General features: G+C 55.5%; 18 protein-coding genes. 4 read left to right on the top strand and 14 right to left on the bottom strand.

The features are described from left to right. Positions 1–107: 107 nt before the first annotated feature. Entirely contained in the window at positions 108–1715 is a 1608-nt protein-coding gene (locus ACPUC8_RS18910; RefSeq protein WP_494927015.1) for an ABC transporter substrate-binding protein, read from the bottom strand. A gap of 280 nt (positions 1716–1995) precedes the next feature. Next, positions 1996–4095 (bottom strand): elongation factor G, encoded by a 2100-nt coding sequence (fusA, locus tag ACPUC8_RS18905; RefSeq protein WP_494927014.1) that lies wholly within the window; start codon positions 4093–4095, stop codon positions 1996–1998. Between the two features lie 212 nt (positions 4096–4307). Between fusA and ACPUC8_RS18900 the strand changes: the two genes are divergently transcribed. Further along, on the top strand, positions 4308–5222 hold the full coding sequence (locus tag ACPUC8_RS18900) for a ketopantoate reductase family protein (protein WP_494927013.1): 915 nt from the start codon (positions 4308–4310) through the stop codon (positions 5220–5222). 73 nt (positions 5223–5295) lie between these two features. Here the strand turns inward: ACPUC8_RS18900 and ACPUC8_RS18895 are convergent, their stop codons facing one another. Beyond that, on the bottom strand, positions 5296–6063 hold the full coding sequence (locus tag ACPUC8_RS18895) for a YdcF family protein (protein WP_494927012.1): 768 nt from the start codon (positions 6061–6063) through the stop codon (positions 5296–5298). Between the two features lie 99 nt (positions 6064–6162). Between ACPUC8_RS18895 and ACPUC8_RS18890 the strand changes: the two genes are divergently transcribed. After that, positions 6163–7230, top strand: a complete 1068-nt coding sequence (locus ACPUC8_RS18890; protein ID WP_494927011.1) for a LacI family DNA-binding transcriptional regulator — start codon at positions 6163–6165, stop codon at positions 7228–7230. A 17-nt stretch (positions 7231–7247) separates the two neighbouring features. On the opposite strand, the gene tmaR is transcribed toward ACPUC8_RS18890, so the two are convergent. The 4 genes from tmaR to dacD form a co-directional block, all read right to left on the bottom strand. After that, positions 7248–7568 (bottom strand): PTS system regulator TmaR, encoded by a 321-nt coding sequence (gene tmaR / locus ACPUC8_RS18885; RefSeq protein ID WP_034824689.1) that lies wholly within the window; start codon positions 7566–7568, stop codon positions 7248–7250. 161 nt (positions 7569–7729) lie between these two features. Beyond that, positions 7730–8788, bottom strand: coding sequence for an FUSC family protein (locus ACPUC8_RS18880; RefSeq protein WP_494927010.1), 1059 nt, complete (start codon positions 8786–8788; stop codon positions 7730–7732). Between the two features lie 159 nt (positions 8789–8947). Continuing rightward, positions 8948–9412 (bottom strand): GyrI-like domain-containing protein, encoded by a 465-nt coding sequence (locus tag ACPUC8_RS18875; protein ID WP_494927009.1) that lies wholly within the window; start codon positions 9410–9412, stop codon positions 8948–8950. 89 nt (positions 9413–9501) lie between these two features. Next, the gene (dacD, locus tag ACPUC8_RS18870; RefSeq protein ID WP_197063295.1) at positions 9502–10668 is read right to left on the bottom strand and encodes a serine-type D-Ala-D-Ala carboxypeptidase DacD; all 1167 of its coding nucleotides are present in this window, start codon (positions 10666–10668) and stop codon (positions 9502–9504) included. Between the two features lie 202 nt (positions 10669–10870). Here dacD and sbcB point away from each other — a divergent pair, with 202 nt between their 5' ends. After that, on the top strand, positions 10871–12292 hold the full coding sequence (gene sbcB, locus ACPUC8_RS18865; RefSeq protein ID WP_494927008.1) for an exodeoxyribonuclease I: 1422 nt from the start codon (positions 10871–10873) through the stop codon (positions 12290–12292). Positions 12293–12438: 146 nt separating this feature from the next. Here the strand turns inward: sbcB and ACPUC8_RS18860 are convergent, their stop codons facing one another. From ACPUC8_RS18860 to ltnD, 5 genes are all read right to left on the bottom strand, one after another. Beyond that, positions 12439–13791, bottom strand: coding sequence for a GntP family transporter (locus ACPUC8_RS18860; protein WP_058972502.1), 1353 nt, complete (start codon positions 13789–13791; stop codon positions 12439–12441). 305 nt (positions 13792–14096) lie between these two features. Continuing rightward, the gene (locus ACPUC8_RS18855; RefSeq protein ID WP_058972503.1) at positions 14097–14876 is read right to left on the bottom strand and encodes an HPr family phosphocarrier protein; all 780 of its coding nucleotides are present in this window, start codon (positions 14874–14876) and stop codon (positions 14097–14099) included. Further along, positions 14876–15502: a 3-oxo-tetronate 4-phosphate decarboxylase gene (otnC, locus tag ACPUC8_RS18850; protein WP_494927007.1), complete on the bottom strand. Its 627-nt coding sequence runs from the start codon at positions 15500–15502 to the stop codon at positions 14876–14878. Before otnC ends, ACPUC8_RS18855 begins: the two co-directional genes overlap by 1 nt. Continuing rightward, positions 15499–16758 carry a 3-oxo-tetronate kinase gene (gene otnK / locus ACPUC8_RS18845; protein WP_494927006.1) on the bottom strand — a complete coding sequence of 420 codons (1260 nt, stop codon included), beginning with the start codon at positions 16756–16758 and terminating at the stop codon, positions 15499–15501. The genes otnC and otnK overlap by 4 nt, the downstream gene beginning before the upstream one ends. A gap of 2 nt (positions 16759–16760) precedes the next feature. Continuing rightward, positions 16761–17669, bottom strand: a complete 909-nt coding sequence (ltnD, locus tag ACPUC8_RS18840) for an L-threonate dehydrogenase (protein WP_494927005.1) — start codon at positions 17667–17669, stop codon at positions 16761–16763. 258 nt (positions 17670–17927) lie between these two features. On the opposite strand from ltnD, the gene ygbI reads away from it, so the two are divergent. Then, the gene (ygbI, locus tag ACPUC8_RS18835) at positions 17928–18689 is read left to right on the top strand and encodes a DNA-binding transcriptional repressor YgbI (protein WP_494927004.1); all 762 of its coding nucleotides are present in this window, start codon (positions 17928–17930) and stop codon (positions 18687–18689) included. 135 nt (positions 18690–18824) lie between these two features. Here ygbI and ACPUC8_RS18830 read toward each other — a convergent pair whose 3' ends face one another. Both ACPUC8_RS18830 and ACPUC8_RS18825 read right to left on the bottom strand, forming a co-directional pair. After that, complete coding sequence (locus ACPUC8_RS18830; protein WP_039327876.1) at positions 18825–20180, bottom strand: APC family permease; 1356 nt, start codon at positions 20178–20180, stop codon at positions 18825–18827. 358 nt (positions 20181–20538) lie between these two features. Beyond that, positions 20539–21954: a glutamine synthetase family protein gene (locus ACPUC8_RS18825; RefSeq protein WP_058973509.1), complete on the bottom strand. Its 1416-nt coding sequence runs from the start codon at positions 21952–21954 to the stop codon at positions 20539–20541. Positions 21955–22105 lie beyond the last annotated feature (151 nt).

Genomic DNA, 22105 nt, shown 5'->3' with positions numbered 1-22105 from the left:
GCATAGTGAGTCTCCTCTGCTATGCCAATTTATAACTGTTACCCATGTGCCCGGTCTAAAGTGTTACCTATGTGCCCGGTTTGCACCTTTATGCGCACCTGGCGATATTAATGTTGACTCAACCACACATCGTAAACGCTTTCCGGCATCTGCTTATAACTGCGGAAACCATAACCATGCACGTAACTGGCGGTGGCAAGCTGATCTTCCGGTTCATACAGTGGAACCGCCAACGCCAACTGCGGTAAAGCGCGTTGCTGCAACTCACTGTAATACTGGCGGCGCTGCTTCAAATCCAGCGTCGCGGCGGCTTGATCCAACAGCCCATTGATACTGGCATCATTGACGCGGCTGTAATTAATCGCTCCACCCTGCGCAATGGGGCGGTAGTGGTTTTCAATATCCACGCCGTCGGTCGGTGTGTTGGAGTTAGCGATGGTGCCAAACTTGCCGCTTTTGCGGACGTCCACATAGGTACCGGAATCCACATAGTTGAGTTTGAGATCGATTCCTAACCGTTGACGCGCCTGTGCCTGAATCGCCTGCAACAACACATCTCGCTGGTCGCGTACGGTGGCCTGCGCCTGAATCAACTCAATGCGCAAGCGCTCACCGTTTTTGGTGCGATAGCCCTTACTGTCTCGGGTTTGCCAACCCGCTTCATCCAGCAGTTTGTTAGCGGCAGCAGGGTTGTTGCCGTACTTCCCTTCCAGCTCATTGTTATACAGCGGGTCAATCGGTGACGTGATGCCCCAGGCACGGGTACGCTCGCCGCGATACACCGATTTCAGCAGCGGATCGATCTCCAGCCCCTGCAACAAGGCCTGGCGCACTTTGACATCCTGTGTGGGGCCGTATTCGACGTTGAGGAATAGTGAGTACGGGGTACCGGTATTGAGCGCGTGCTGGTAGGTAAAATCAGGGTTGTCCTTGAATTCACCCGCGTCGTTACCGGAAATGCCTTCAATCGCATCCACCTGACCGGAGAGCAACGCCCCGGTGCGCACCGAGGATTCCGGCAAGAAACGATAGGTGACACGATCGAGATAGGCCGGTCCCTGATGTTTCGCGGTGGCCGGTGCCCAGTGGTAATTCGGGTTCTTCACAAAAGTAACCTGCTGGCCCTTCTCGTAACTTTGCAGGATAAACGGCCCGGTACCGGCAATCTCCGTGCCACCCGATTTTAGCTGCGATGATTTCCAACTGGAGGGGGAAAGGATTTGCAGCCCCGCCGCGAAGGAGAGGAACGGTGAATAGACCGATTTCAGTGTAATCACCACCGTGTGATCGTCGGGCGTTTCAATCTTGTCGATGTGCGATCCCATCAGGCACAGGCTGGTACCGGCGCAGTACTGCGCCACCTGAGTTTGGCGAAAGTTTTCGGCCACGGCGTTGGCATCCAGCTTTTCGCCGTTGGAGAACGTCACATCGCGGCGCAGATTGAAGCGCAAGGTTTTGCCATCTTCGCTGGCTTGATAGCTCTCCGCCAGCCACGGCACAAAGCTGCCGTCTGGACGGCGGGCCAGCAGCGATTCCCAGAAGTTGCGCAGGGTGATTTCGGCTTTGTCCTGCCCGTTAAGTTGTGGGTTGAAGGTGGTGGGTTCAGTTTCTACGCCGACCGTCAGACTACCGCCGCTAACCGGTTTATCGGCGGCAACGGCATTGCCCAGCAGGCAGAAGAAACCCAGAGCCAGAGTGATTGCGTTCGCTTTCATATTATCCTTGGTGATTGCAGGTGTTATTTTAAATAGCCGCGTACCGGCTTGATTTATATTTCCCGCTGAATTATTAAAATTCGGATAAATAAATGTAAAACGACAATATTGGCTATCGATGTGATGAAATGCTTTAAAGGAAACAAACGAAATAAATTACGCTTCAACGCTCGTAGGGTCGCCATTTATGGCGACCTAAAACCCTGTGCGCATGAATGCGCACCCTACGAATCGATATCTGAAATGATATTTTGTGGCGGCATCCCTGCCGCCCAAAAAATCACACCGCACGCGCGGCAATAATCCCCTCGGCCACATTGCGTGGCGCTTCGGCGTAATGCGCGAACTCCATGCTGTAGGTCGCACGACCTTGAGACATGGATCGCAGCGTGGTGGCGTAGCCAAACATCTCTGACAGCGGCACTTCGGCACGGATGATACGCGCACCAAAGCGCTCGTCCATGCCTTGCAGCGTACCGCGACGCGATGACAGATCACCCATCACGCCACCGGCATACTCCTCTGGCGTTTCCACTTCCACCTGCATCACCGGTTCAAGAATCACCGGATCGGCCTGTTTAGCTGCGGCTTTAAAACCAAAAATCGCCGCCATACGAAACGCCATTTCCGAGGAGTCCACCTCATGGTAAGACCCGAACGTCAGCGTGGCTTTAAGATCCACCACCGGATAACCCGCCAGCACGCCACTGTTCAGCGCTTCACGAATCCCCTTCTCTACCGAAGGAATAAACTCGCGCGGCACCACCCCGCCTTTGGTGGCATCTTCAAAGGCAAAACCGGCACCGGCAGCCTGCGGTTCCAGCGTCAACACCACGTGACCATACTGGCCTTTACCGCCCGATTGACGCACAAACTTGCCTTCCACATCACGCACCGTTTTGCGGATGGTTTCGCGATAGGTGACCTGCGGGCGACCAATGTTGGCTTCCACGCCAAACTCACGCTTCATGCGGTCAACAATGATCTCCAGATGTAACTCGCCCATACCCGAGATGATGGTCTGGCCTGACTCCTCATCGGTGTGCAGGCGGAACGACGGATCTTCTGCCGCTAACCGCTGCAACGCCAGGCCCATCTTTTCCTGATCGCTCTTGGTTTTCGGCTCGATCGACAATGAAATCACCGGGTCCGGGAACTCCATGCGTTCCAGGGTGATCACCGCATTGGGGTCACACAGGGTTTCACCGGTGGTGACCTCTTTTAATCCCACACAGGCAGCAATATCACCGGCACGGATCTCTTCAATTTCGATGCGATCGTTGGCCTGCATCTGCACAATACGGCCGATACGCTCTTTACGCCCTTTCACTGCATTCCATACGCTGTCACCCTTGCGCAGCACGCCAGAATAGACGCGCACGAAGGTGAGCTGGCCCACGTAGGGATCGCTCATCAGTTTGAACGCCAGTGCAGAGAACGGCTCATCATCATCCGCATGACGTTCATCGTGCTCACCCTTCTCATTCACACCGGCCACCGGTGGCACATCGAGTGGTGAGGGCATCAGCTCAATCACCGCATCCAGCATGCGCTGCACGCCTTTGTTTTTAAAGGCACTGCCACACAGCATCGGCTGGATTTCACCCACCAGCGTGCGCTGACGCAGCCCCGCAATCACCTCTTCTTCGCTGAGATCGCCCTGCTCCAGATAACGGTCCATTAAGGCTTCACTGGCTTCCGCCGCTGCCGCCACCATGTTTTCACGCCATTCGGCCGCCAGCGCCTGCAGCTCCTCTGGAATCGGTGCGTAGCTGAAGGTCATGCCCTGGCTGGCATCATCCCAGTAGATAGCGCGCATCTTGTTGAGGTCCACCACACCGCTGAAGTGATCTTCTGCGCCAATCGGAATCACAATCGGCACCGGATTGGCATGCAGGCGATCTTTCATCATCTGCACCACGCGGAAGAAGTCCGCACCCTGGCGGTCCATCTTGTTGACGAAGGCAATGCGCGGCACGTGGTACTTGTTGGCCTGACGCCATACGGTTTCCGACTGTGGCTGCACGCCACCGACGGCGTCATACACCATCACGGCACCGTCAAGCACGCGCATGGACCGCTCCACTTCGATGGTGAAATCCACGTGGCCGGGGGTGTCGATGATATTGATGCGGTGCGGCGTAAAGCTGCCATCCATACCCGGCCAGAAGCAGCTCACCGCTGCCGAGGTAATGGTAATACCACGCTCCTGCTCCTGTGCCATCCAGTCGGTGGTTGCCGCGCCATCGTGCACTTCACCTAACTTATGGCTCATTCCGGTGTAAAACAGGATGCGCTCAGTGGTGGTGGTTTTACCGGCATCGATGTGCGCGGAGATGCCGATGTTGCGATAACGTTCGATAGGTAGGGGTCGGGGCATGATGCGTCCTTAGTCTGTTCGACTGAAAAAGTGGGCGAGCACCATTGCCCGCCGCTGCGCAACAGCATAGACCTATTGTACGAGTAAATACGAACAGTTTGAGCCTTTTTTAGCCATCGGCGAAACTTGAGGAAGATTCAGCATTTCCGGGCTGGCATGCTTGTCATGGTCGATTTATGGTAAGGGTTTCACTCTCAACGGGAAATCTAACCATGCGCATTCTGGTTGTCGGCGCCGGTGCCACCGGCGGGTATTTCGGTGCACGTCTGGCGCAAGCAGGACGTGATGTGACTTTTCTGGTGCGCGAGCGCCGTTTTCAGCAACTGCAGCAAACGGGCCTGGTGCTGAAAACGCCGGGTGGCACGGAAGTGCTTCAGCCACAGCTGGCGCAAACCGGTAAACTTGAGGGTCAGTTCGATCTGATTATCCTGACGGTGAAAAGCTTTGGTCTGGAGCAGGCGATCGAAGATATCGCCTCGTCTGTCGGGCCAGAGACGCTGATCATGCCGATTCTCAATGGCATGCGCCATATCGATACGCTGCGTGCGCGATTTGGCGACAAGGTGATTGGTGGGCTGTGCAAGATCAACGCCACGCTGGGCGATCAGGGCGAGGTGGTGCAGATGACGCCGCTGCATATTCTCTACTATGGCGCACTCGATGGGCAGAATGATGCGCGCCTGCAACGCCTTGATGAGACGCTGAAGGTGGCGCAGTTCGATACCGTGTTTGCCGATAACATCATCAGCGAGCTTTGGGAGAAGTGGCTGCTGCTGAGCACGCTGGGTGCGGTGTGCTGTATTGCGCGCGGTAATACCCAGCAGGTGCTGCGTTCACACGGCGGTGAAGCGCTGTTACAGGGTATCTTCGCCGAAGTGCTGTCGGTGATCAGCGCTGATGGCTATCAGGCGCGCCCAGCGGTGACGGCGAAGATTTATGAGACGCTGAATAACCCACAGGTGGCGATGACCTCCTCCATGTATCGCGATCTGACGCAAGGTTATGAAATTGAGGCGGATCAGGTGATTGGCGATCTGTTGGTGCGCGGCGCACGCAGTGGCGTGGTAACGCCTTTGCTGAATGCGGTGTATGTGAACTTGCAGGTGTATTTGCAGAACCGCGCGTAAGTGTGTTGAGCCAGGTGCGCATAAATGCGCACCCTACGAATGTTGTAGGGTCACCATTTATGGTGACCTGAGCTTAGAGGCGCGTTTGCACACCCGGCAGCTGCATCAACCGCTGCCAACCTGCTTCCACCTCTTCGGGGATATCGACGTGTCCAAGGAATCCTTTGCCGCGCGGACCGTAGCCGTTTTCGTCATCGCGTAGACGTTGAATTTCCCCCATCAGTAATGAGAGAAAACGCTCCATTGACCACAACCCCTGCGGTGGTGCACCAATGATGCGCAACATGCCTGCATCCATCATCACCTGTGGGGTAAACACCGGCCAGCTAATAAATTCTGGTGCGTCGGCGCGATCGCGCCACTGGTAGCGGAACGTTTCCCAGGTTCGGCGCTGCATCAAGGGGTCCTGCACCAGCAATACGTGCTGCGGCTGCCAGTCTTGCTCATCCAGCAATTTTTGGCTGAAGGCTGCATTCTCTCCGCAGTTACGTGAGGCGGTTTCCAGCAGCAGTTGATCGTCTGGCAGTGCAGCAAAAATCTGCGCCATCTCACCCAGCAGTTCGGCTTCACTTTTGCCTTGGGTAGCGATCTGTCGGTAAAGCGGATGGTTGGCGATCATCTGCGCCAGCAGCGTGGTGGAGTGACCGATACCGCCGCTGATCAGCAGCGGTAATTGATACTTTTTCGCCAGCGCAATCACGCCCTCGACATTGGGCAGGACCGCATGACCGGCAAGAATCGCCAGATCGACCTCCAGCGTACCGTCCACGGGCATGTGGTCGAGCGCCAGCCAGGCCGCCAGCGTATTGATGTCCTGAATCTGTTGGTCATTGAGCTGCATCGCATTCTCCTCGCGTTAACCTTGGCAGTGTAGCGGCTTAACTCCGCGACAGCAGAGAAAAATTTGCTACACTCGCCGCTATCAGATTCAGGAGAGTTTATGACTGCGCGTTCCGTTACCCTCGATGATGTCGCTCAACTGGCGGGGGTTTCTTATCAGACCGTTTCCCGTGTGCTTAACCATTCCGTGCAGGTCTCGCCGCGCACGCGCGCCAAGGTCGAGGCGGCGATGCAGCAGCTCAACTATGTGCCGAACCGTGTGGCGCAACAGCTGGCGGGCAAAGCAACCCGCACCATCGGGTTGGCCACCAGCGATCTGGCGCTGATGGCACCCGCGCAAATTGCTTCCGCCATTCAGCAACGTGCCGCCGCGCGCGGATACCATCTGGTGATTGCCATGGCGAACGCAACGGGAAGCGCCCAGGATACGGTGAATGAACTGCTGGCCCAGCGCGTGGACGCCCTGTTGATTAACCTACCGCTGGATGCCGCGCAGGCTGCTCAGGTGCAGCAGCAGTGCGGCAGCAAACCCACGCTGTTTCTCGATGTCGAACAGCATGCTGCTGTGGCGCAGTGCCAGTATCAAAGCGATTTAGGGGCGCAGCAGGCGGTGGAACATCTTGTTGCACTCGGCCATCAACAGATTGGCGTGCTGAACGGCCCTACCCGCTCAGCGTCCGCTCGTGCGCGCTTCCAGGCCTGGCAGCAGGCGCTGGCGTCACATCAGTTGGAAGCAAGCTGTGTACTTTACGGCGACTGGAGTGCGGCCTCAGGCTATCAGGCACTGTTGCAGCTATTGCCGGATCGCTTACCGCAAGCGCTGCTGGTTGCCAACGATCAAATGGCGCTGGGGGCGATGCGCGCCCTGCATCAGCATGGGGTGAACATTCCAGCCGAGATGTCGATCATCGGCTACGACGATACGGCCGAGAGCGCCTGGTATCAGCCGCCGCTCACCACGGTACGGCAGGATTTGCAGCAGTTAGGGGCCGTGAGTGTCGATCGTTTACTGGCAGAACTGGATGGTGATGCACAACAGGCGATAGCGCTGGAGACCGAACTGGTATTGCGTGAGACGACAGCGTCGCCGATGCAGACAGGTGTGGATGTGATGGAGATTGCCGAGCAGTTGCAGGTGTTAGCGCGGAAATTAAAAAGGTCGCCGTAAACGGCGACCCTGAAAATTTATTGCGGTTTTGGTTCGCCCATCGCTTTCAGTTTCTTCGACAGCTCGCGGCGCTCTTTAGACAAGTCCGCGTTTTTGATGATGTACTCATCAACGCGGTCTTCATAGTCCACGCGCATAGATGCAATGATTTCCTGAATCGCTTCTACGCTCATGCCGGGTTTGATGTACTCGCTCAGGTTGTCCAGCAGCAACACACGTTTCTGGTTATCACGGACTTTCTTCTCGTTATCCACGATTTCGCGCTGCAGTTTGTTTTTACGACGAAACATACGCACAAACTCCAGTACGTCCTGAAATGATTGCTTGGCATTTTCCATGTTGGCACCTTTCTTTGAGCCTGCCGCGGCAGGCGGAATAGTCATGAGCTACAGCTTAGCGGCTTGCTAGCCTGGTTCGCAATTTTCACAGCTAATTTCGGACTGGCACTTATCTTAGCGCAAAGAAAGGGTGATTCACATTAAGTCATTGCCTGAGAAAACTATTTGCGCAATGCTAGTCGTACCAGGTCTGTCATCCGCTCCAACTGACGCGCCTGTTCCAGACTCAGCCACACATAGCCATAGATGGCCGTGGTCTCCAGCCGCCCGCTGCGGTTGGCAATCAACTGCTCCAGCTCTTGGGTGATCTCTTCCAGTTGATGGCTATTGGCGATCACCTGCTCCGTCTCCCCTTTTACCATCAAGGTCGCCAGCGCGTTGAGCGTGTCTTCCGTCATTTTCTGGCTGCGGCGCAGTGCCGGGGCATTGAGCAGCAGTAAGTGACTCTCACGCGATGACCACCACGCATCAATTTGCATCTGCATGGTGTTAACCATATTACGGTTAATGGTCTGTATGGCTTCAAACACCGATTTTGGAATGCGCGTCTCTTTACTGGCCGGCTCCAGCAGCGAGCGCATCTTGATCACGCTGGTTAACTGCTTCTGAAACGGCTTGTTTAAACGCGGTTTTTCCAACAGGTTGGCGGAGAACCCGGTGTGATGCAGCTTGGCCATCGCCAGAAACGAATCAGACAGCTGAATGCGCCAGTGGGTAAAAGCCCGCTGCGCCAGAATTGCGCTGAACAGCAACGCCATCACCGAACCCAGAATCACATCCCCGCCGCGCCACAGTGCCACGGTAAAATCTCCGGCGGGAGCACCCACCACCACGCCCAGTGTGATACCAATCAGCAGCGCCATATAGGGGTGTTTCCCCAGCGTCAGATAGCCGCAGATGATCATCACCACAAAGCACCATGAGAGCATCATCGGCAGCGATAACAACTCTAACTTGAGCGCAATCAGGCCCGATACCAGACCGGCAAAGGTGCCGCTGATACGCTGAATGACGCGCGGGAAGACATTCCCCCAAGTGGAGATCGGCCCCATCACCACCACCAGTGTAATCAGCGGCCAGGTGCCTTCAGGGATATCCGTCAGTCGAACAAACAGAAAACAGAGCACAAAGGCAATCGCGATACGCACGCCATGCACGGCACGGTAGTGGCGATAGAACCAGAATTCAATCGGCGATATAGGCTTGTCAGCACGTAACATGATGGTCCGGGAGCGATAAAAATTTGCGCGCTATGTTACCCTGGCACGACACGAACATTGAGTGCTGCGCAGCACTTTTTCCGCTCTTTTTTTACGAATCAACAAATGCGTTACATCTAATTTTCTCCATCTAAACATAGATGTAACGCGCCGGAGATATTAGTCGGCTGCACGCACGGGTATGTACATATCCACCAGCCAGTCGCCGCTGTCGGACCCATCAGAAAGGTAGTGTTCGAAGCATGGACGGTTATCGACTTGCCAGCCGTCCTGCGCCTTTAGGTGATCGAATAAACTGTGCCAGGCGGTGAAGAAATCGTTGTTCACCACCTCCATGCGGGCATGAAAATAGTGGCCGCCGGGCAACAGCCCCTGCTCAATATCATCGCCATACGAGGGGACCGCATCGGTAGGGGCCGTGATGACCGTTTCGACGCGCAGCTCTTCAGGGGGTAGCACTTCAGGATTGCCGTAATAGATAGCCAGCCATTCACCGACCATACCATGCTGCTCCACCCAGCTTTTTAACTGGTTGAATCCGTGTGGTACGGTCTCTTGCCAAGGCCCTTGCAGATGGTAGCCCAGCCAGCTTTGTGGCTTACGCTCGACAATTGATGCTTTCATACTTTTGCCTCCGGTCAGCAGCAGAAAGCCAGAGTGTGCCACTCCTGAACCTTTCCGGCGACAGGAGCGGCTCTGAAACCCGCTGCGGATTACAGTTTCTGTTTCACGTAGTCGCTGATGCGCGTGATGATGCCCGCTTTGTCCACCGCTTGTAATGCGTACAGCGGATAGCTTGCCAGCTGTTTATCTTTGTCCATCACCTGAATTTCACCCACCTGCTCGCCTGCTTTCAGCGGTGCTTCCAGGTCTTTACGTTCGATAACGTATTTCGCCATCACGTTGGAGACTTCAGTACGCGGCAGCGACAGGTAGATATCCTCGGTGGTGCCGACATCCACTTTATGTGGGTTGCCGTACCAGACATTCTCGGTGCCAATTTTCTTACCGGCATGGAACAGCTGCACGGTGTCAAAGTTGTTCTGGCCCCACACCAGCAGTTTGCGCGCCTGCTCTTCGCGCCCTTTTGAGCTCTTGCCGCCCATGATCACCGCAATCAGACGATGACGGCCGACAATGTTTGACGCGATGATGTTAAAACCTGCTGTTTCAGTATGGCCTGTTTTCATGCCATCTACGTGAAGGTTTTGATCCCACAACAAACCGTTACGGTTGTTCTGGGTAATGCCGTTCCAGCTCAGGGTTTTCTCTGCGTACATGGCGTAGAAATCTTGCTCGCCGTTGATGATCGCACGTGACAGCACCGCCAAATCACGCGCGGTGGTGTGCTGACCCGGCGCATCCAGACCGTGCACGGTTTCAAAATGGGTGTGCGTCAGGCCGAGCTTCTGGACATAGTTGTTCATCATATTGACGAAGCTGTCCTGACTCCCCGCGACGTAATCTGCCAACGCCACGCAAGCATCGTTGCCGGAATCGATGATCACGCCGCGCATCAAATCGCGAACGGTGACTTTATCTCCGGGCTTAAGGAACATCAGTGAAGAGCCTTTGAACACCGGATTGCCCGCCGCCCAGGCATCTTTACCCACGGTGACCACATCATCACGAGTGATTTTTTTCTGATCGACCGCGCGATCGACCACGTATCCGGTCATCAGTTTAGTGAGGCTCGCCGGATTACGCTCTTCATCGGGATTGCCCGCCGTGAGGATCTGGCCCGTTGTGGCGTCCATTAACACCCATGAAGCCGCATCAATCGGCGGAGGCGTCAGAGGGAATGGCATGCTGTCGTCAGCCTGTGCCAGCGATGCCCAAACAATCATTCCAGATACAGTTACCAACAGACGCCTTTTCAACACTTCTTCCTCGAAATCAAAAAAATGAATTTACCGCCGCACGTTTTACGGCAATTAGCGCTTTGATATTTGAATAAATTGAAAAAAAGTATGAACTGCGGACAAATGCTGCGCGCCCTTCCGCAGCGATGGCGAACAAGGTTGTGCTGGCCCCTGCACACGACTATTCTGTGCGTTGATTTTCCACTGTCAGGATACCGCCGTGCCCGCCTCTGAGTTCACCTTCTTGTTCCATGATTACGAGACCTTCGGTAAAAGTCCCTCACTGGACCGTCCCGCGCAGTTTGCCGGGCTGCGTACCGATAAAGATTTCAATGCGGTAGGTGAACCGCAGGTGTTTTATTGCCAGCCCGCCGATGACTACCTGCCACAACCGGAAGCGGTAATGATCACCGGTATCACACCGCAGGTCGCCAAAGCGCGCGGCGTGACGGAAGCGGCCTTTGCTGAGCGTATTCACGGGCTGTTTACCGAGCCACAAACCTGTGTGATTGGTTACAACAACGTGCGCTTTGATGATGAAGTGACGCGCAACATCTTCTATCGCAACTTTTTTGATCCCTACGGCTGGAGCTGGCAAAACGGCAACTCACGTTGGGATCTGCTGGATGTGATGCGTGCCTGCTATGCCCTGCGTCCTGACGGCATTGTCTGGCCGGAGAATGATGACGGTTTCCCCAGCTTTAAGCTGGAACACCTCACCAAGGCGAACGGCGTGGCGCATGAGCTAGCGCACGATGCGATGTCCGATGTCTACGCCACGCTAGCGATGGCCAAACTGGTCAAAGAGAAGCAGCCGAAGCTGTTTGAGTTTCTGTTTACCCATCGCAATAAACAGAAACTGATGAACCTGATTGATATCCCACAGATGAAGCCGCTGGTGCATGTTTCAGGCATGTTCGGTGCGGCGCGCGGCAACACCAGCTGGGTGGTGCCCGTGGCATGGCATCCGGATAATCGTAATGCGCTGATCGTGGTGGATTTGGCGGGAGATATGTCGCCGCTACTTGAACTCGATGCCGATGAACTGCGTGAGCGTCTCTACACCAAACAAAGTGAACTGGGTGACCGGGCAGCCGTGCCGATCAAACTGGTGCATATTAATAAGTGCCCGGTGCTTGCGCCTGCCAATACCTTGCGCCCTGAAGATGCCGAGCGGCTGAATATCGATCGTCAGCGCTGCCTGGCGAACCTTGCGCTGCTGCGTCAACATGCCGAAGTGCGTGAGAAAGCGGTCACGCTATTTGCCGAAGCGGAGCCGTTTAAGCCTTCCGATGATGTTGATGCTCAGCTGTATAACGGCTTCTTCAGCGATGCCGATCGCGCCAATATGAACATTGTGCGCCAGACGCCACCCCAGAATTTACCGGCCCTGGATTTGGCCTTTGACGATAAACGCATCGCCAAACTGCTGTTCCGTTACCGCGCGCGCAACTTTCCTGGCACCCTGGATGATCAAGAGCAGCAGCGCTGGTTACAGCACCGCCGTGAAGCGCTGAATGCCGAGCGCGTGCAGGCGTTTTTGCTGGAGCTGGAGTCGTTAGCGAGTTTGCATGAGGATAACGCGGAGAAGATGGCACAGCTGAAAGCGTTGTATTTGTATGCGCAGGAACTGGTGTCTTAATCATTAGCAGTCTGATGCCCTCACCCCGGCCCTCTCCCACAGGGAGAGGGAGAGGGAGAAAACCGCACAGAATTTAACAACTTCTGCGGGCGGTCCCCTCTCCCGCATGTGGGAGAGGGTTAGGGTGAGGGCCTTTAGCTGCTTATTTAAATCAAGCCCCACACCATCCACGTCAGGGCAAAACCGCTCAGGCCCATCAGCGTGGTCAGCACTGTCCAGGTCTTAAGGCCATCAGCCACTGACAGACCCAGATAGCGCGTCACCACCCAGAAACCGGCATCATTAACGTGTGACAAGCCCAGGCCACCGAAGCATGCTGCTAATGTCACCAGCACGCGCTGCATGTCGGTCACATCGCCCACCGCCTGGCTTAACAGGCCGCTGGTGGTCAGAATCGCCACCGTGGCAGAGCCCTGTGACGCTCGCAGCGCCAGTGACAGGATAAACGCCGCCGGCACCAGTGGCAGATGCAAGGTTTCCAGCGTCACCGCCAGCGCTTTACCCACGCCAGATTCCACCAGCACTTTACCGAAAGCACCGCCCGCACCCGCCACCAGAATCACGCTGGCAGAACTTGGAATCGCACGGCCAGTCAGATCTTCCAGCTTCTCTTTGCTCCAGCCACGACGTATACCCAGCAGCCAGGCCGCCAATGCCAGTGCAATTAACAGGGCAATCGGCGGATTACCAATCACCGTCATCACTGAACGCAGCACACTGCCTTCAGCTAACACCGAGTGCGCCAGGGTGCCCAGTACGATCAACACAATCGGCACCACAATCAGACCCGCAATGGTCAGTGCGCCCGGCGGTGGCACTTCACTCTTCGCTGTACCTTCCGGTTTCGCTAACTGCAACTGCTCCAGCACATCCACCGAAAGGTGATACTGGCGCAGGTTCATGGCTTTGGCGACGTAGTAGCCCACCACACCCACTGGAATGGAGATCAGGATACCCAACATCATCAACCAGCCCATATCGGTATGCAGAATACCGGCGGCGGCGGCAGCACCCGGATGCGTTGGCAACGCCACATGCACCGTCAGCATCACACCCGCCATTGGCAGACCAAACTTCAGCGGTGAGACGCGAGCCACTTTCGTAAAGCCGTAGATCAGCGGGATCACGATGATAAAGCCGACTTCAAAGAACACCGGAATACCGAGGATAAAGGCCGCCATGGTCAGTGCTGCAACGGTACGTTTGATACCGAGCGACTTACTGAAGCGCTGCGCCAGCGATTCGGCACCGCCCGAGGCTTCAATCACTGCGCCCAGCATCGCCCCCAGCACGATGATGATGGTGATATGCCCCAGCAGGTTACCCATGCCGCTAAAGATGGTTTCCATGATTTTGTCAGCCGGGATCCCGGTGCTGATGGCAACGATGAGACTGACAATCAGTAGAGCAACAAACGGATGAACTTTGGCTTTAATCACCAGCAGCAGCAATATGACTATGCTGGCCGTAGCGATAGCAAGCAGCAACGCGGTAGACATGATAAACCTCTAATTCTATTCCCCGTCATACTTCAAGCCGCAGGTGCGTTGGCTGCGTGGATTCACCCCAGTCACTTACTTATGTAAGCTCTTGGGGATTCGCCCACTTGCCGCATGATTCGGCCTATGGCCTCACCCTGCGGGCCAGCGCAAACGCTGTTCAAAAGCGTCCTTCGACGCTTTTGTCCTGCAGCTCGAATTATTTAGGGGAGCCTTGGGTATGTTTTTTTAGTGTTTTACAAATTCAGGTAAGACTTCACTCAACACAGGGCGCAAAAGCACTGTGCTGAGCGGTACAACAAAGGTTATTTGGCGTAAGGGGCGAACCAGCCGAGTCCCGCTTCGGTACGACCGCGTGGGAAGTATTCGCAGCCAACCCAGCCGTCGTAACCGACCTCATCCAACAGGTTGAACAGGTACGGATAGTTGATCTCGCCCTCATCCGGCTCGTGGCGATGCGGCGCAGAGGCGATCTGGATGTGGCGATAGCGTCCGGCGTATTCGCGGATCAGGTGGCTGAGATTGCCGTCCACCAGCTGCGCGTGGAACAGATCCAACTGCGTGAACACATTTGGACGGTCAATACGCTCCATCATCGCCAGCGTCTGGTACTGGCTGGAATAGAGGTAATTCGGTTTGGTCACCGGATTCAGTGCTTCCAGCAGCAAGCGAATGCCGTGCGGCGCAAAGCGCTCTGAGGCGTAATGCATGTTGCGCACAAATGTCTCTTCGTACGCCGCCTGATCGGCACCGTTTGGCACTGTGGCTGCCATCACATGCACTTGCGGGCAATTCAGGGCAATGGCATATTCCAGCGCGCGATCGATATCAGCGCGAGCTTCCGCTTCACGGCCCGGAATGGCAGACACGCCCCACTCACCGGCCTGCACATTACCGGCCGCGGTGTTGAACAGCACCAACTCCAGCTGATGTTTCTCCAGCTCGGCTTTAATCACCTCAGCCGGATAGTCGTACGGGAACAGGAACTCAACGGCGCGGAAACCGGCGTTGGCCGCGGCGGCAAAGCGTTCGATAAATGGCAGTTCGCCAAACTGGGTCGATAAATTGGCAGCAAACTTTGGCATCAGTAATTCCTCAATTCCGCCACTTCGTCATCGGTAAGATAACGAATGGAGCGGTCGCCGAGCGTGAACATCAGACGCGCGGTCTCTTCCAGCTCTTCAGTATTATTGGCCGCTTCACGCAGCGATTTACCCACCACCACCGGACCGTGATTGGCCAGCAGGAAGGCGTTGTAACGTGGCGCGAGCTGTGCGAGATCTTCCGCCAGGCGATCGTCGCCCGGCTTGTAATACGGCACTACCGGCACATCACCCACGCGCATCACCACGTAGGGTGTGAACGGGCGAATGCAGTTATCGCTATCCAGATCGTTCAGGCACGACAGCGCCGTCAGATAATGGCTGTGCAGGTGCACCACCGCTTTACAGGCCGGATTGTTCAGATACAGCGCCCGATGAAACGCCACTTCCTTTGAGGGCTTATCACCCGAGATCCACTCGCCCTGCATGGTGACTTTTGACAGGCGATCGGCCTGCAATTCGCCCAGGCAGGAGCCGGTCGGCGTAGCCAGCAGGTTGCCATCTTCTAACAGCAGCGACAGGTTACCTGCCGAGCCGGTGGCGTAACCGCGCTGGAAGAAGGATGCGCCCAGTTGCACCATCTCTTCGCGTGCTTGTTGTTCAGTCATGAGGAAAACTCCGTTTGTGCGCGGGCGAAGAACTGTTCGTCACCAAAGTTGCCGGATTTCAGCGCCAGTGACAGCGGCTGATGGATGTCACGCACCCACGGCACGCCTGGGGAGATCATCGGGCCGATGTGGAAAGCGGTGACACCAAGGCTTTGCGCGACCACACCAGAGGTCTCACCACCGGCCACGATAAAGCGCTGCCAGCCACGTGATTTCAGCTCACGCGTGACGGCGGCAAACAGATGCTCCACCGCTTCACTGCTGCGCGCTGCGCCATACTGCTGCTGAATCGCCTGCAACTGCTGAGCGTCTGCGGTGGCAAACAACAGCGGAGCCAGCGCCTGCTGATGATGAGCGGCGACCCAATCACACAGCTCCTGCGCATAGCCTTCGGCATCATCAAGGCAACGCTCCACCAACACTTCGTGAGAAGGGGCCTGCTGACGATAAGCTTCCACCTGGCGGTTGGTCATCTGCGAGCACGAACCGGAAATCACCACCGCGCGTTCACCCTGTGGACGCCCTGCTTGTTCAGCATCACTGTTCTGCTGCTGCGTAGCCCATGCCCGCGCGATACCAATCGCCAGCCCAGATCCGCCTGTCACCAGCACGGTCTCTTTCAACGCTTCGCCCTGCGTCAGCAGATGCTGTTCGTTAAGCGCATCCAGCACCACATAGTTGATGCCCTGCTCTTTCAGTACGGCAAGCTGTTCACGCACCGCTGCGGCACCTTTATCCAGCTGCGCCGCGTTGATCACTGCGGCCTGACCTTTAGCCTGACGCGTCATTAAGCGCACCAGGTTGCTGTCGGTCATCGGTGTCACCGGATGGTGGCGCATGCCTGATTCAGACAGCAGTTGATCGGCAACGAACAGGTAGCCCTGATACACCGTACGACCGTTAACCGGCAGCGACGGGGAGATCACCGTTTGCGTTTCGCCCAGCGCCGCCAGCAACGCATCGGTCACCGGGCCAATATTGCCGTGCTCGGTGCTGTCAAAGGTGGAGCAATACTTGAAATAGAAACGGTCACAGCCCTGCTGTTGCAACCAGGCCAGCGCGGCCAGCGACTGATCAATCGCCTGCTGTGGCGGGCACGAACGTGACTTCAGGCTGATCACAATCGCCTGCGCGCTCAGGTCATCATGGCTTTCCGGCACGCCGTTGAACTGAATCGTCGGCAGACCGTTCTGTACCAGGAAGCTGGCAATATCCGTTGCACCGGTAAAGTCGTCTGCAATCACGCCTAAACGCATGGTTACTTCTCCTTTGACTCTGGCAGCGTGATACCGCTGAAAATCTTGATCACGGCGCTGTCATCTTCACGACCGTAACCGGCATTGCTGGCTTCGGTAAACATGTTGAGCGCGGTCGAAGCCAGTGGCAGCGGGAAGTGCAGCGATTTAGCGGTATCCGCCACGAGGTTGAGATCTTTTACGAAGATATCAACCGCAGATTTCGGTGAGTAATCACCGTCTACCACGTGACGCATGCGGTTCTCAAACATCCACGAGTTACCTGCAGCATTGGTCACCACGTCGTACATGGTATCCAGCGGGATACCAGCGCGAGCGGCCAGCGCCATCGCTTCAGCACCGACTGCAATATGCACGCCAGCCAACAGCTGGTGGATGATTTTCACGGTTGAACCCAAGCCAATTTCACTGCCCACGCGATACACTTTTGCCGCGACGGCATCCAGCACCGGTTTCAGCAAGGCAAAGGCTTCATCACTGCCCGAGGCCATCACCGTCATCTCGCCCACGGCGGCTTTCGCCGCGCCGCCAGATACCGGCGCATCCAGCATCAGCAACTGATGTTGCGCCAGTTGCTGTTCAATCGCTTGCGCATCCTGTGAAGAGATGGTGGAAGAGACCATCACCACCGTGCCTGGCTTGAGCTGCGCGGCCAGTCCGGTTTCGCCGAACAGAATCGCTTTAACCTGCGCCGCATTCACCACCAGCAGCAGCACAGCATCTAACTGTTGTGCAAAACCTGCGGCAGAGGTCTGCGCGTCACGGGCACCGGCCTGACGCAGTGTTTCAAGCGCTTTAGGGTTGAGATCAACGCCCCAGGTGTTCAAGCCTGCGCGGATACAGGACTGAGCAGCGCCCATGCCCATGGAACCCAAACCAATCACGCCGATGTTATTCACGGTTGCTGACACAGCAAACCTCCGTTGTTAATTTAAGTGATAATTTGTTCATTGGTGTTAATTCTGCCGCAGTTACTGGCTGAGAAACGTGCTGTAAATCACAAAAATTAACTTACCTGCACAGGAGATAACATCGTTTCACAAACCGACTCTATACCGCTGAGGCGCTCTACAGCAGGAAAAAAGCAGATATTTCGCAAAGATAAATGTGCTGCAGGCTGTGAATCGATGCTCTACAATGTGAAAAAATGATAAATCAGGGAGAGCGATGTGATTCCGGTAGAGCGTCATCAACAGATTTTAGCGCTGGTCGCTGAACGCGGCGTGGTGAGTATTGCCGAACTGACCGAGCGTTTGGGGGTTTCGCATATGACGATTCGTCGTGATGTGCAGAAGCTGGAAGATCAAGGTGCGGTGTTATCGGTTTCCGGCGGCGTGCGTTCAGCCGATCGCCTGGCGGCTGAACCGTCGCATCTGGCGAAAACCAATATGTATAGCAGTGAAAAAATGGCGATTGGCCAGTTTGCTGCCCGCCATATTCCGCGTAATAGCTTTATCTATCTTGATGCAGGCACCACCACCTTAGCACTGGCGCGAGAGCTGGTGGAGCGTGATGACTTACTGGTGGTGACCAACGATTTTGTCATCGCCCGATTGCTGATGGAGAGCAGCGGCTGCAAGCTGATTCACACTGGCGGCACGGTATGTCGTGAAAACCGCTCCAGCGTCGGTGAAGCAGCGGCGCGCAGTTTGCGGATGTTGGCGATTGATATCGCCTTTATCTCCGCCTCTTGCTGGGGCCCGCGCGGATTGTTTACCCCGGACGAAGACAAGGTGCCGGTGAAGCTGGCTGCCAGTGATGTCAGCAGCAAGCGAGTGTTGTTGAGCGACAGTTCCAAGTACAACAAGATTGCCACGCATCTGGCCTTGCCGCTGGAGCGCTTTGATACCTTGATTACGGATACGGAATTGAGTAAATCGGGGCGAGAGACGCTGAGTGCAGGGAGTTGGGAATTGGTGCTGGCGGGGTAATTCTACTGCGGCCAGATGCCCTCACCCCGGCCCTCTCCCACAGGGAGAGGGAGAAAACCGCTCAGAATTTAACGACTTCTGCGAGCAGTCCCCTCTCCCGCAAGCGGGAGAGGGTTAGGGTGAGGGAAAAGGTAATTACACTTCTTCGCTGAACTGCGGTACTGGATTGCGGAAGGTGCGCGTTACAAACGCCAGGTAAATAATCCCGACGGCTGCCCACACCAGGCCGAGCACCATTGAGGTCTCTTCCAGGTTAATCCACAACGCACCCACTGTCAGCGCGCCCATCACAGGCAACACCAGATAGTTGAGGTGATCTTTCAGCGTCTTGTTACGCTTCTCACGGATCCAGAACTGGGCAATCACCGACAGGTTCACAAAGGTGAACGCCACCAGCGCACCGAAGTTAATCAGCGCCGTCGCGGTGACCAGGTCGAAGTTGATTGCCAGCAGCGCCACCGCACCTACCAACAACACGTTCAGCGACGGTGTGCGGTATTTCGGATGCACAAAGCCAAAGAAACGCTGCGGGAAGACACCATCACGGCCCATCACGTACATCAGACGTGAAACGCCGGCGTGTGCGGCCATACCGGATGCCAGTACCGTCACCACAGAGAAGATCAGGATGCCGATTTGCAGGGCTTTACCTGCTACGAACAGCATGATTTCTGGCTGTGATGAGTCCGGATTCTGGAAACGAGAGATGTCCGGGAAGTACAGCTGCAGGAAGTAAGACACCCCGATAAAGATCACACCACCAATCAGCGCAGTCAGGAAAATCGCGCGTGGGATGGTACGTTCTGCATCTTTGGTCTCTTCTGACAATGAGCTGATACCATCAAAGCCAAGGAACGAGAAGCACAGGATTGTCGCACCGGTAATCATCGGCACCACATGGGCATTCTCAGACCAGAAAGGCTTGCTGCTGGTCAGTGTACCTGCGCCAACACCACTTGCCACACCGTAGATCACCATACCGGTAATCACTACCATCACCACCACTTGCAGCACCACGATCACGCTGTTGAAGTTGGCCACGGTTTTGATACCACGCAGGTTGGAGATGGTCATAAAGGCCACCAACAACACCACGAAAATCCACGACGGAATACCTGGCACCAGCGTCTCAAAGTAGCTTTTCGCCAGCAGGATGTTGATCATCGGCATGAACAGATAGTCCAGCAGTGATGACCAGCCCACCATAAAGCCGACGTGCGGACTGATAGCCTTCTGAGCATAGGTGTAAGCGGAGCCCGCAGATGGGAAGCGGCGTACCAGCTTGCCGTAGCTCACGGCAGTAAACAGTATCGCGATCAGCGCGAAAGCATAAGCGGTGGCGACGTGGCCGTCGGTCAATCCAGACACGATACCGAAAGTATCGAACAGGGTCATTGGCTGCATATACGCCAGGCCCATCATGACCACTGGGATCAAGGTCAGGGATTTTTTCAGGTGTGCACGCTGTGGTGCAGAGGTGTTAAGCGACATTGTTCAGGCCCCCAACAGAGGTGATCTGCGGGATACTGCGCAACGTGCTGCAGTGAGAAGTGATATTAGTGTTTGCGATTGTCGCCGCGCCGTAATCATCACGAAAGCGAGAACCAGCCTGCGCTGGTGCAATTGTAAACAGCCCCATCTTTGTTTTCCTCAAATCTCACGCCCAAGCGTGTTGTCAGTATCTATCTATCCGGATGCGTGTCCGGCCTCGGTAATGTGTGTGGGTACTTCTTCCTACAAAAAAATAACCGACGTTATAAGCGTCGGTTATGTTTTGCATTTTGCAGGGGGCGTATTTTGCCCCAACTTATGCCATCGGCACAAGACGTTAGCGAAATTCTTCTCCCGGTCAGGCGTTTTTCAACATCCAGTCGATTTCAGTGGCGGTGATAAGCCGTTCAAACTGCATCAACTCATTCTGTTTGCAGCTATGCCAGACCCCGCTGAAATGCTCACCCAACAATTTTTGCAGAGGATAGCTGTTCTCAAACTCATACAGCGCATCACTCTGGCGAACAGGCAATGGCAGCCCCTCCGCCTCATGACCATTGCCCTGCACCGGGTGTGGTAAGGGTAGCTGAGTATCCAGACCATGCAAGATTCCGGCAAGAATTGTTGACACCACCAGGTAAGGATTTGCGTCTGCCCCGGCCACCCGATACTCCACGCGATGGTTATCCGCATCGCCACAAGGGATACGCAACGCCACCGTCCGGTTGTTGTGCCCCCATGACGCCTGTAACGGCACATAGGCTTCCGGCAGGAAACGGCGGTAGGCGTTGACGTTGGGCGCCAGCAGCGCCATTGAAGCGGGCATCAAATCAATCATTCCGGCTAGCGCACGCTTCAACAAAGGTGAGTCGCTGCCATCATCGAGGGAGAACGCATTGTGGTCTGCCGCATCCAGCATACTGATATGCACATGCATCCCGCTACCGGCGTACTCCTCATAGGGTTTCGCCATAAAGGTGGCGGTCATGCCGTGATTTTCAGCGACCTGACGCACCAAACGTTTTAGTAAAACCGCGTGATCGCAGGCTTTTAAGATATCGCGGGTGTGATGCAGATTGATTTCAAACTGGCCTGGGGACGCTTCCGCCAGCGCGCCATCCGCAGGAATGCCCTGCTGGCGAGCAAGATCGTCAATATCACGCAGAACATCAGCGAAATGGTCGAGATTATCGACCGAATAAACCTGGCTCTGCATATTGCGTTCATCACTACCCGGCGCACACGGCGGCTGGATATAGCCCTCCGCATCACGCTTTTTATCGACCAGATAGAACTCCAGCTCTACCGCTACCACCGGGAATAGCCCTCGATTGCGCAGCTGCTGCCACAAGCGGTTGAGGACATTGCGGGGTTCAACGTCAAAGGGAGTGCCATCTTGGTTACACATGGTGAGTAACAGCTGCGCGATACGTTGTGGATCGGCGCCTGAAGGAATTAGGGTGCCAGGAATTGGCATGCAGAGGTTGTCGGGTTCGCCCAGTGACTGTCCGAGTCCGGCTTCTTCGACGGTATTACCGAGGATATCCATGGCGTAAACCGAGGCGGGGAAATAACAGCCTTTATCCAGTTTTGCCAGTGCGGCAATGGGAATGCGCTTACCGCGAAACACCCCATTTAAATCATTAAGAAGAATATCGACATACTGCGTTTCAGGATGGCGTTCCAGCCAGGTTTTAACCTCCAGCTGGAACGCGCTTGTTCGTTTCTCTTCACTGTGCCGCGTGAAGTCTTCTACTTCTACGAGGTTCGTCATGTTCCCACCCGCCCTTTACCGTTTAGTATTGGTTCGCGCAATGCTCAAAATAACAGCCACTCTTCTAACATAGCTCCAACGCAAAAAGTGTGCAAATGTAACAAATCTGGTGGAAGAACGAACAGACGGTTGCTAGATTGACAATATATTG

The organism is Pantoea sp. CFCC18177 (assembly GCF_059412425.1).
Note: the sequence above shows the minus strand (reverse complement) of the source record. Positions and strands in the feature narration are given on the sequence as shown.

Coding starts and splice junctions, on each gene's coding strand:
- ACPUC8_RS18910 (WP_494927015.1), bottom strand. CDS start 1,715: ATGAAAGCGAACGCAATCACTCTGGCTCTGGGTTTCTTCTGCCTGCTG.
- ACPUC8_RS18875 (WP_494927009.1), bottom strand. CDS start 9,412: ATGAAAGCATCAATTGTCGAGCGTAAGCCACAAAGCTGGCTGGGCTAC.
- ACPUC8_RS18880 (WP_494927010.1), bottom strand. CDS start 8,788: ATGTTACGTGCTGACAAGCCTATATCGCCGATTGAATTCTGGTTCTAT.
- otnC (WP_494927007.1), bottom strand. CDS start 15,502: ATGACTGAACAACAAGCACGCGAAGAGATGGTGCAACTGGGCGCATCC.
- ACPUC8_RS18855 (WP_058972503.1), bottom strand. CDS start 14,876: ATGCCAAAGTTTGCTGCCAATTTATCGACCCAGTTTGGCGAACTGCCA.
- otnK (WP_494927006.1), bottom strand. CDS start 16,758: ATGCGTTTAGGCGTGATTGCAGACGACTTTACCGGTGCAACGGATATT.
- ACPUC8_RS18890 (WP_494927011.1), top strand. CDS start 6,163: ATGACTGCGCGTTCCGTTACCCTCGATGATGTCGCTCAACTGGCGGGG.
- ACPUC8_RS18900 (WP_494927013.1), top strand. CDS start 4,308: ATGCGCATTCTGGTTGTCGGCGCCGGTGCCACCGGCGGGTATTTCGGT.
- ACPUC8_RS18830 (WP_039327876.1), bottom strand. CDS start 20,180: ATGTCGCTTAACACCTCTGCACCACAGCGTGCACACCTGAAAAAATCC.
- fusA (WP_494927014.1), bottom strand. CDS start 4,095: ATGCCCCGACCCCTACCTATCGAACGTTATCGCAACATCGGCATCTCC.
- ACPUC8_RS18825 (WP_058973509.1), bottom strand. CDS start 21,954: ATGACGAACCTCGTAGAAGTAGAAGACTTCACGCGGCACAGTGAAGAG.
- tmaR (WP_034824689.1), bottom strand. CDS start 7,568: ATGGAAAATGCCAAGCAATCATTTCAGGACGTACTGGAGTTTGTGCGT.
- ACPUC8_RS18895 (WP_494927012.1), bottom strand. CDS start 6,063: ATGCAGCTCAATGACCAACAGATTCAGGACATCAATACGCTGGCGGCC.
- ACPUC8_RS18860 (WP_058972502.1), bottom strand. CDS start 13,791: ATGTCTACCGCGTTGCTGCTTGCTATCGCTACGGCCAGCATAGTCATA.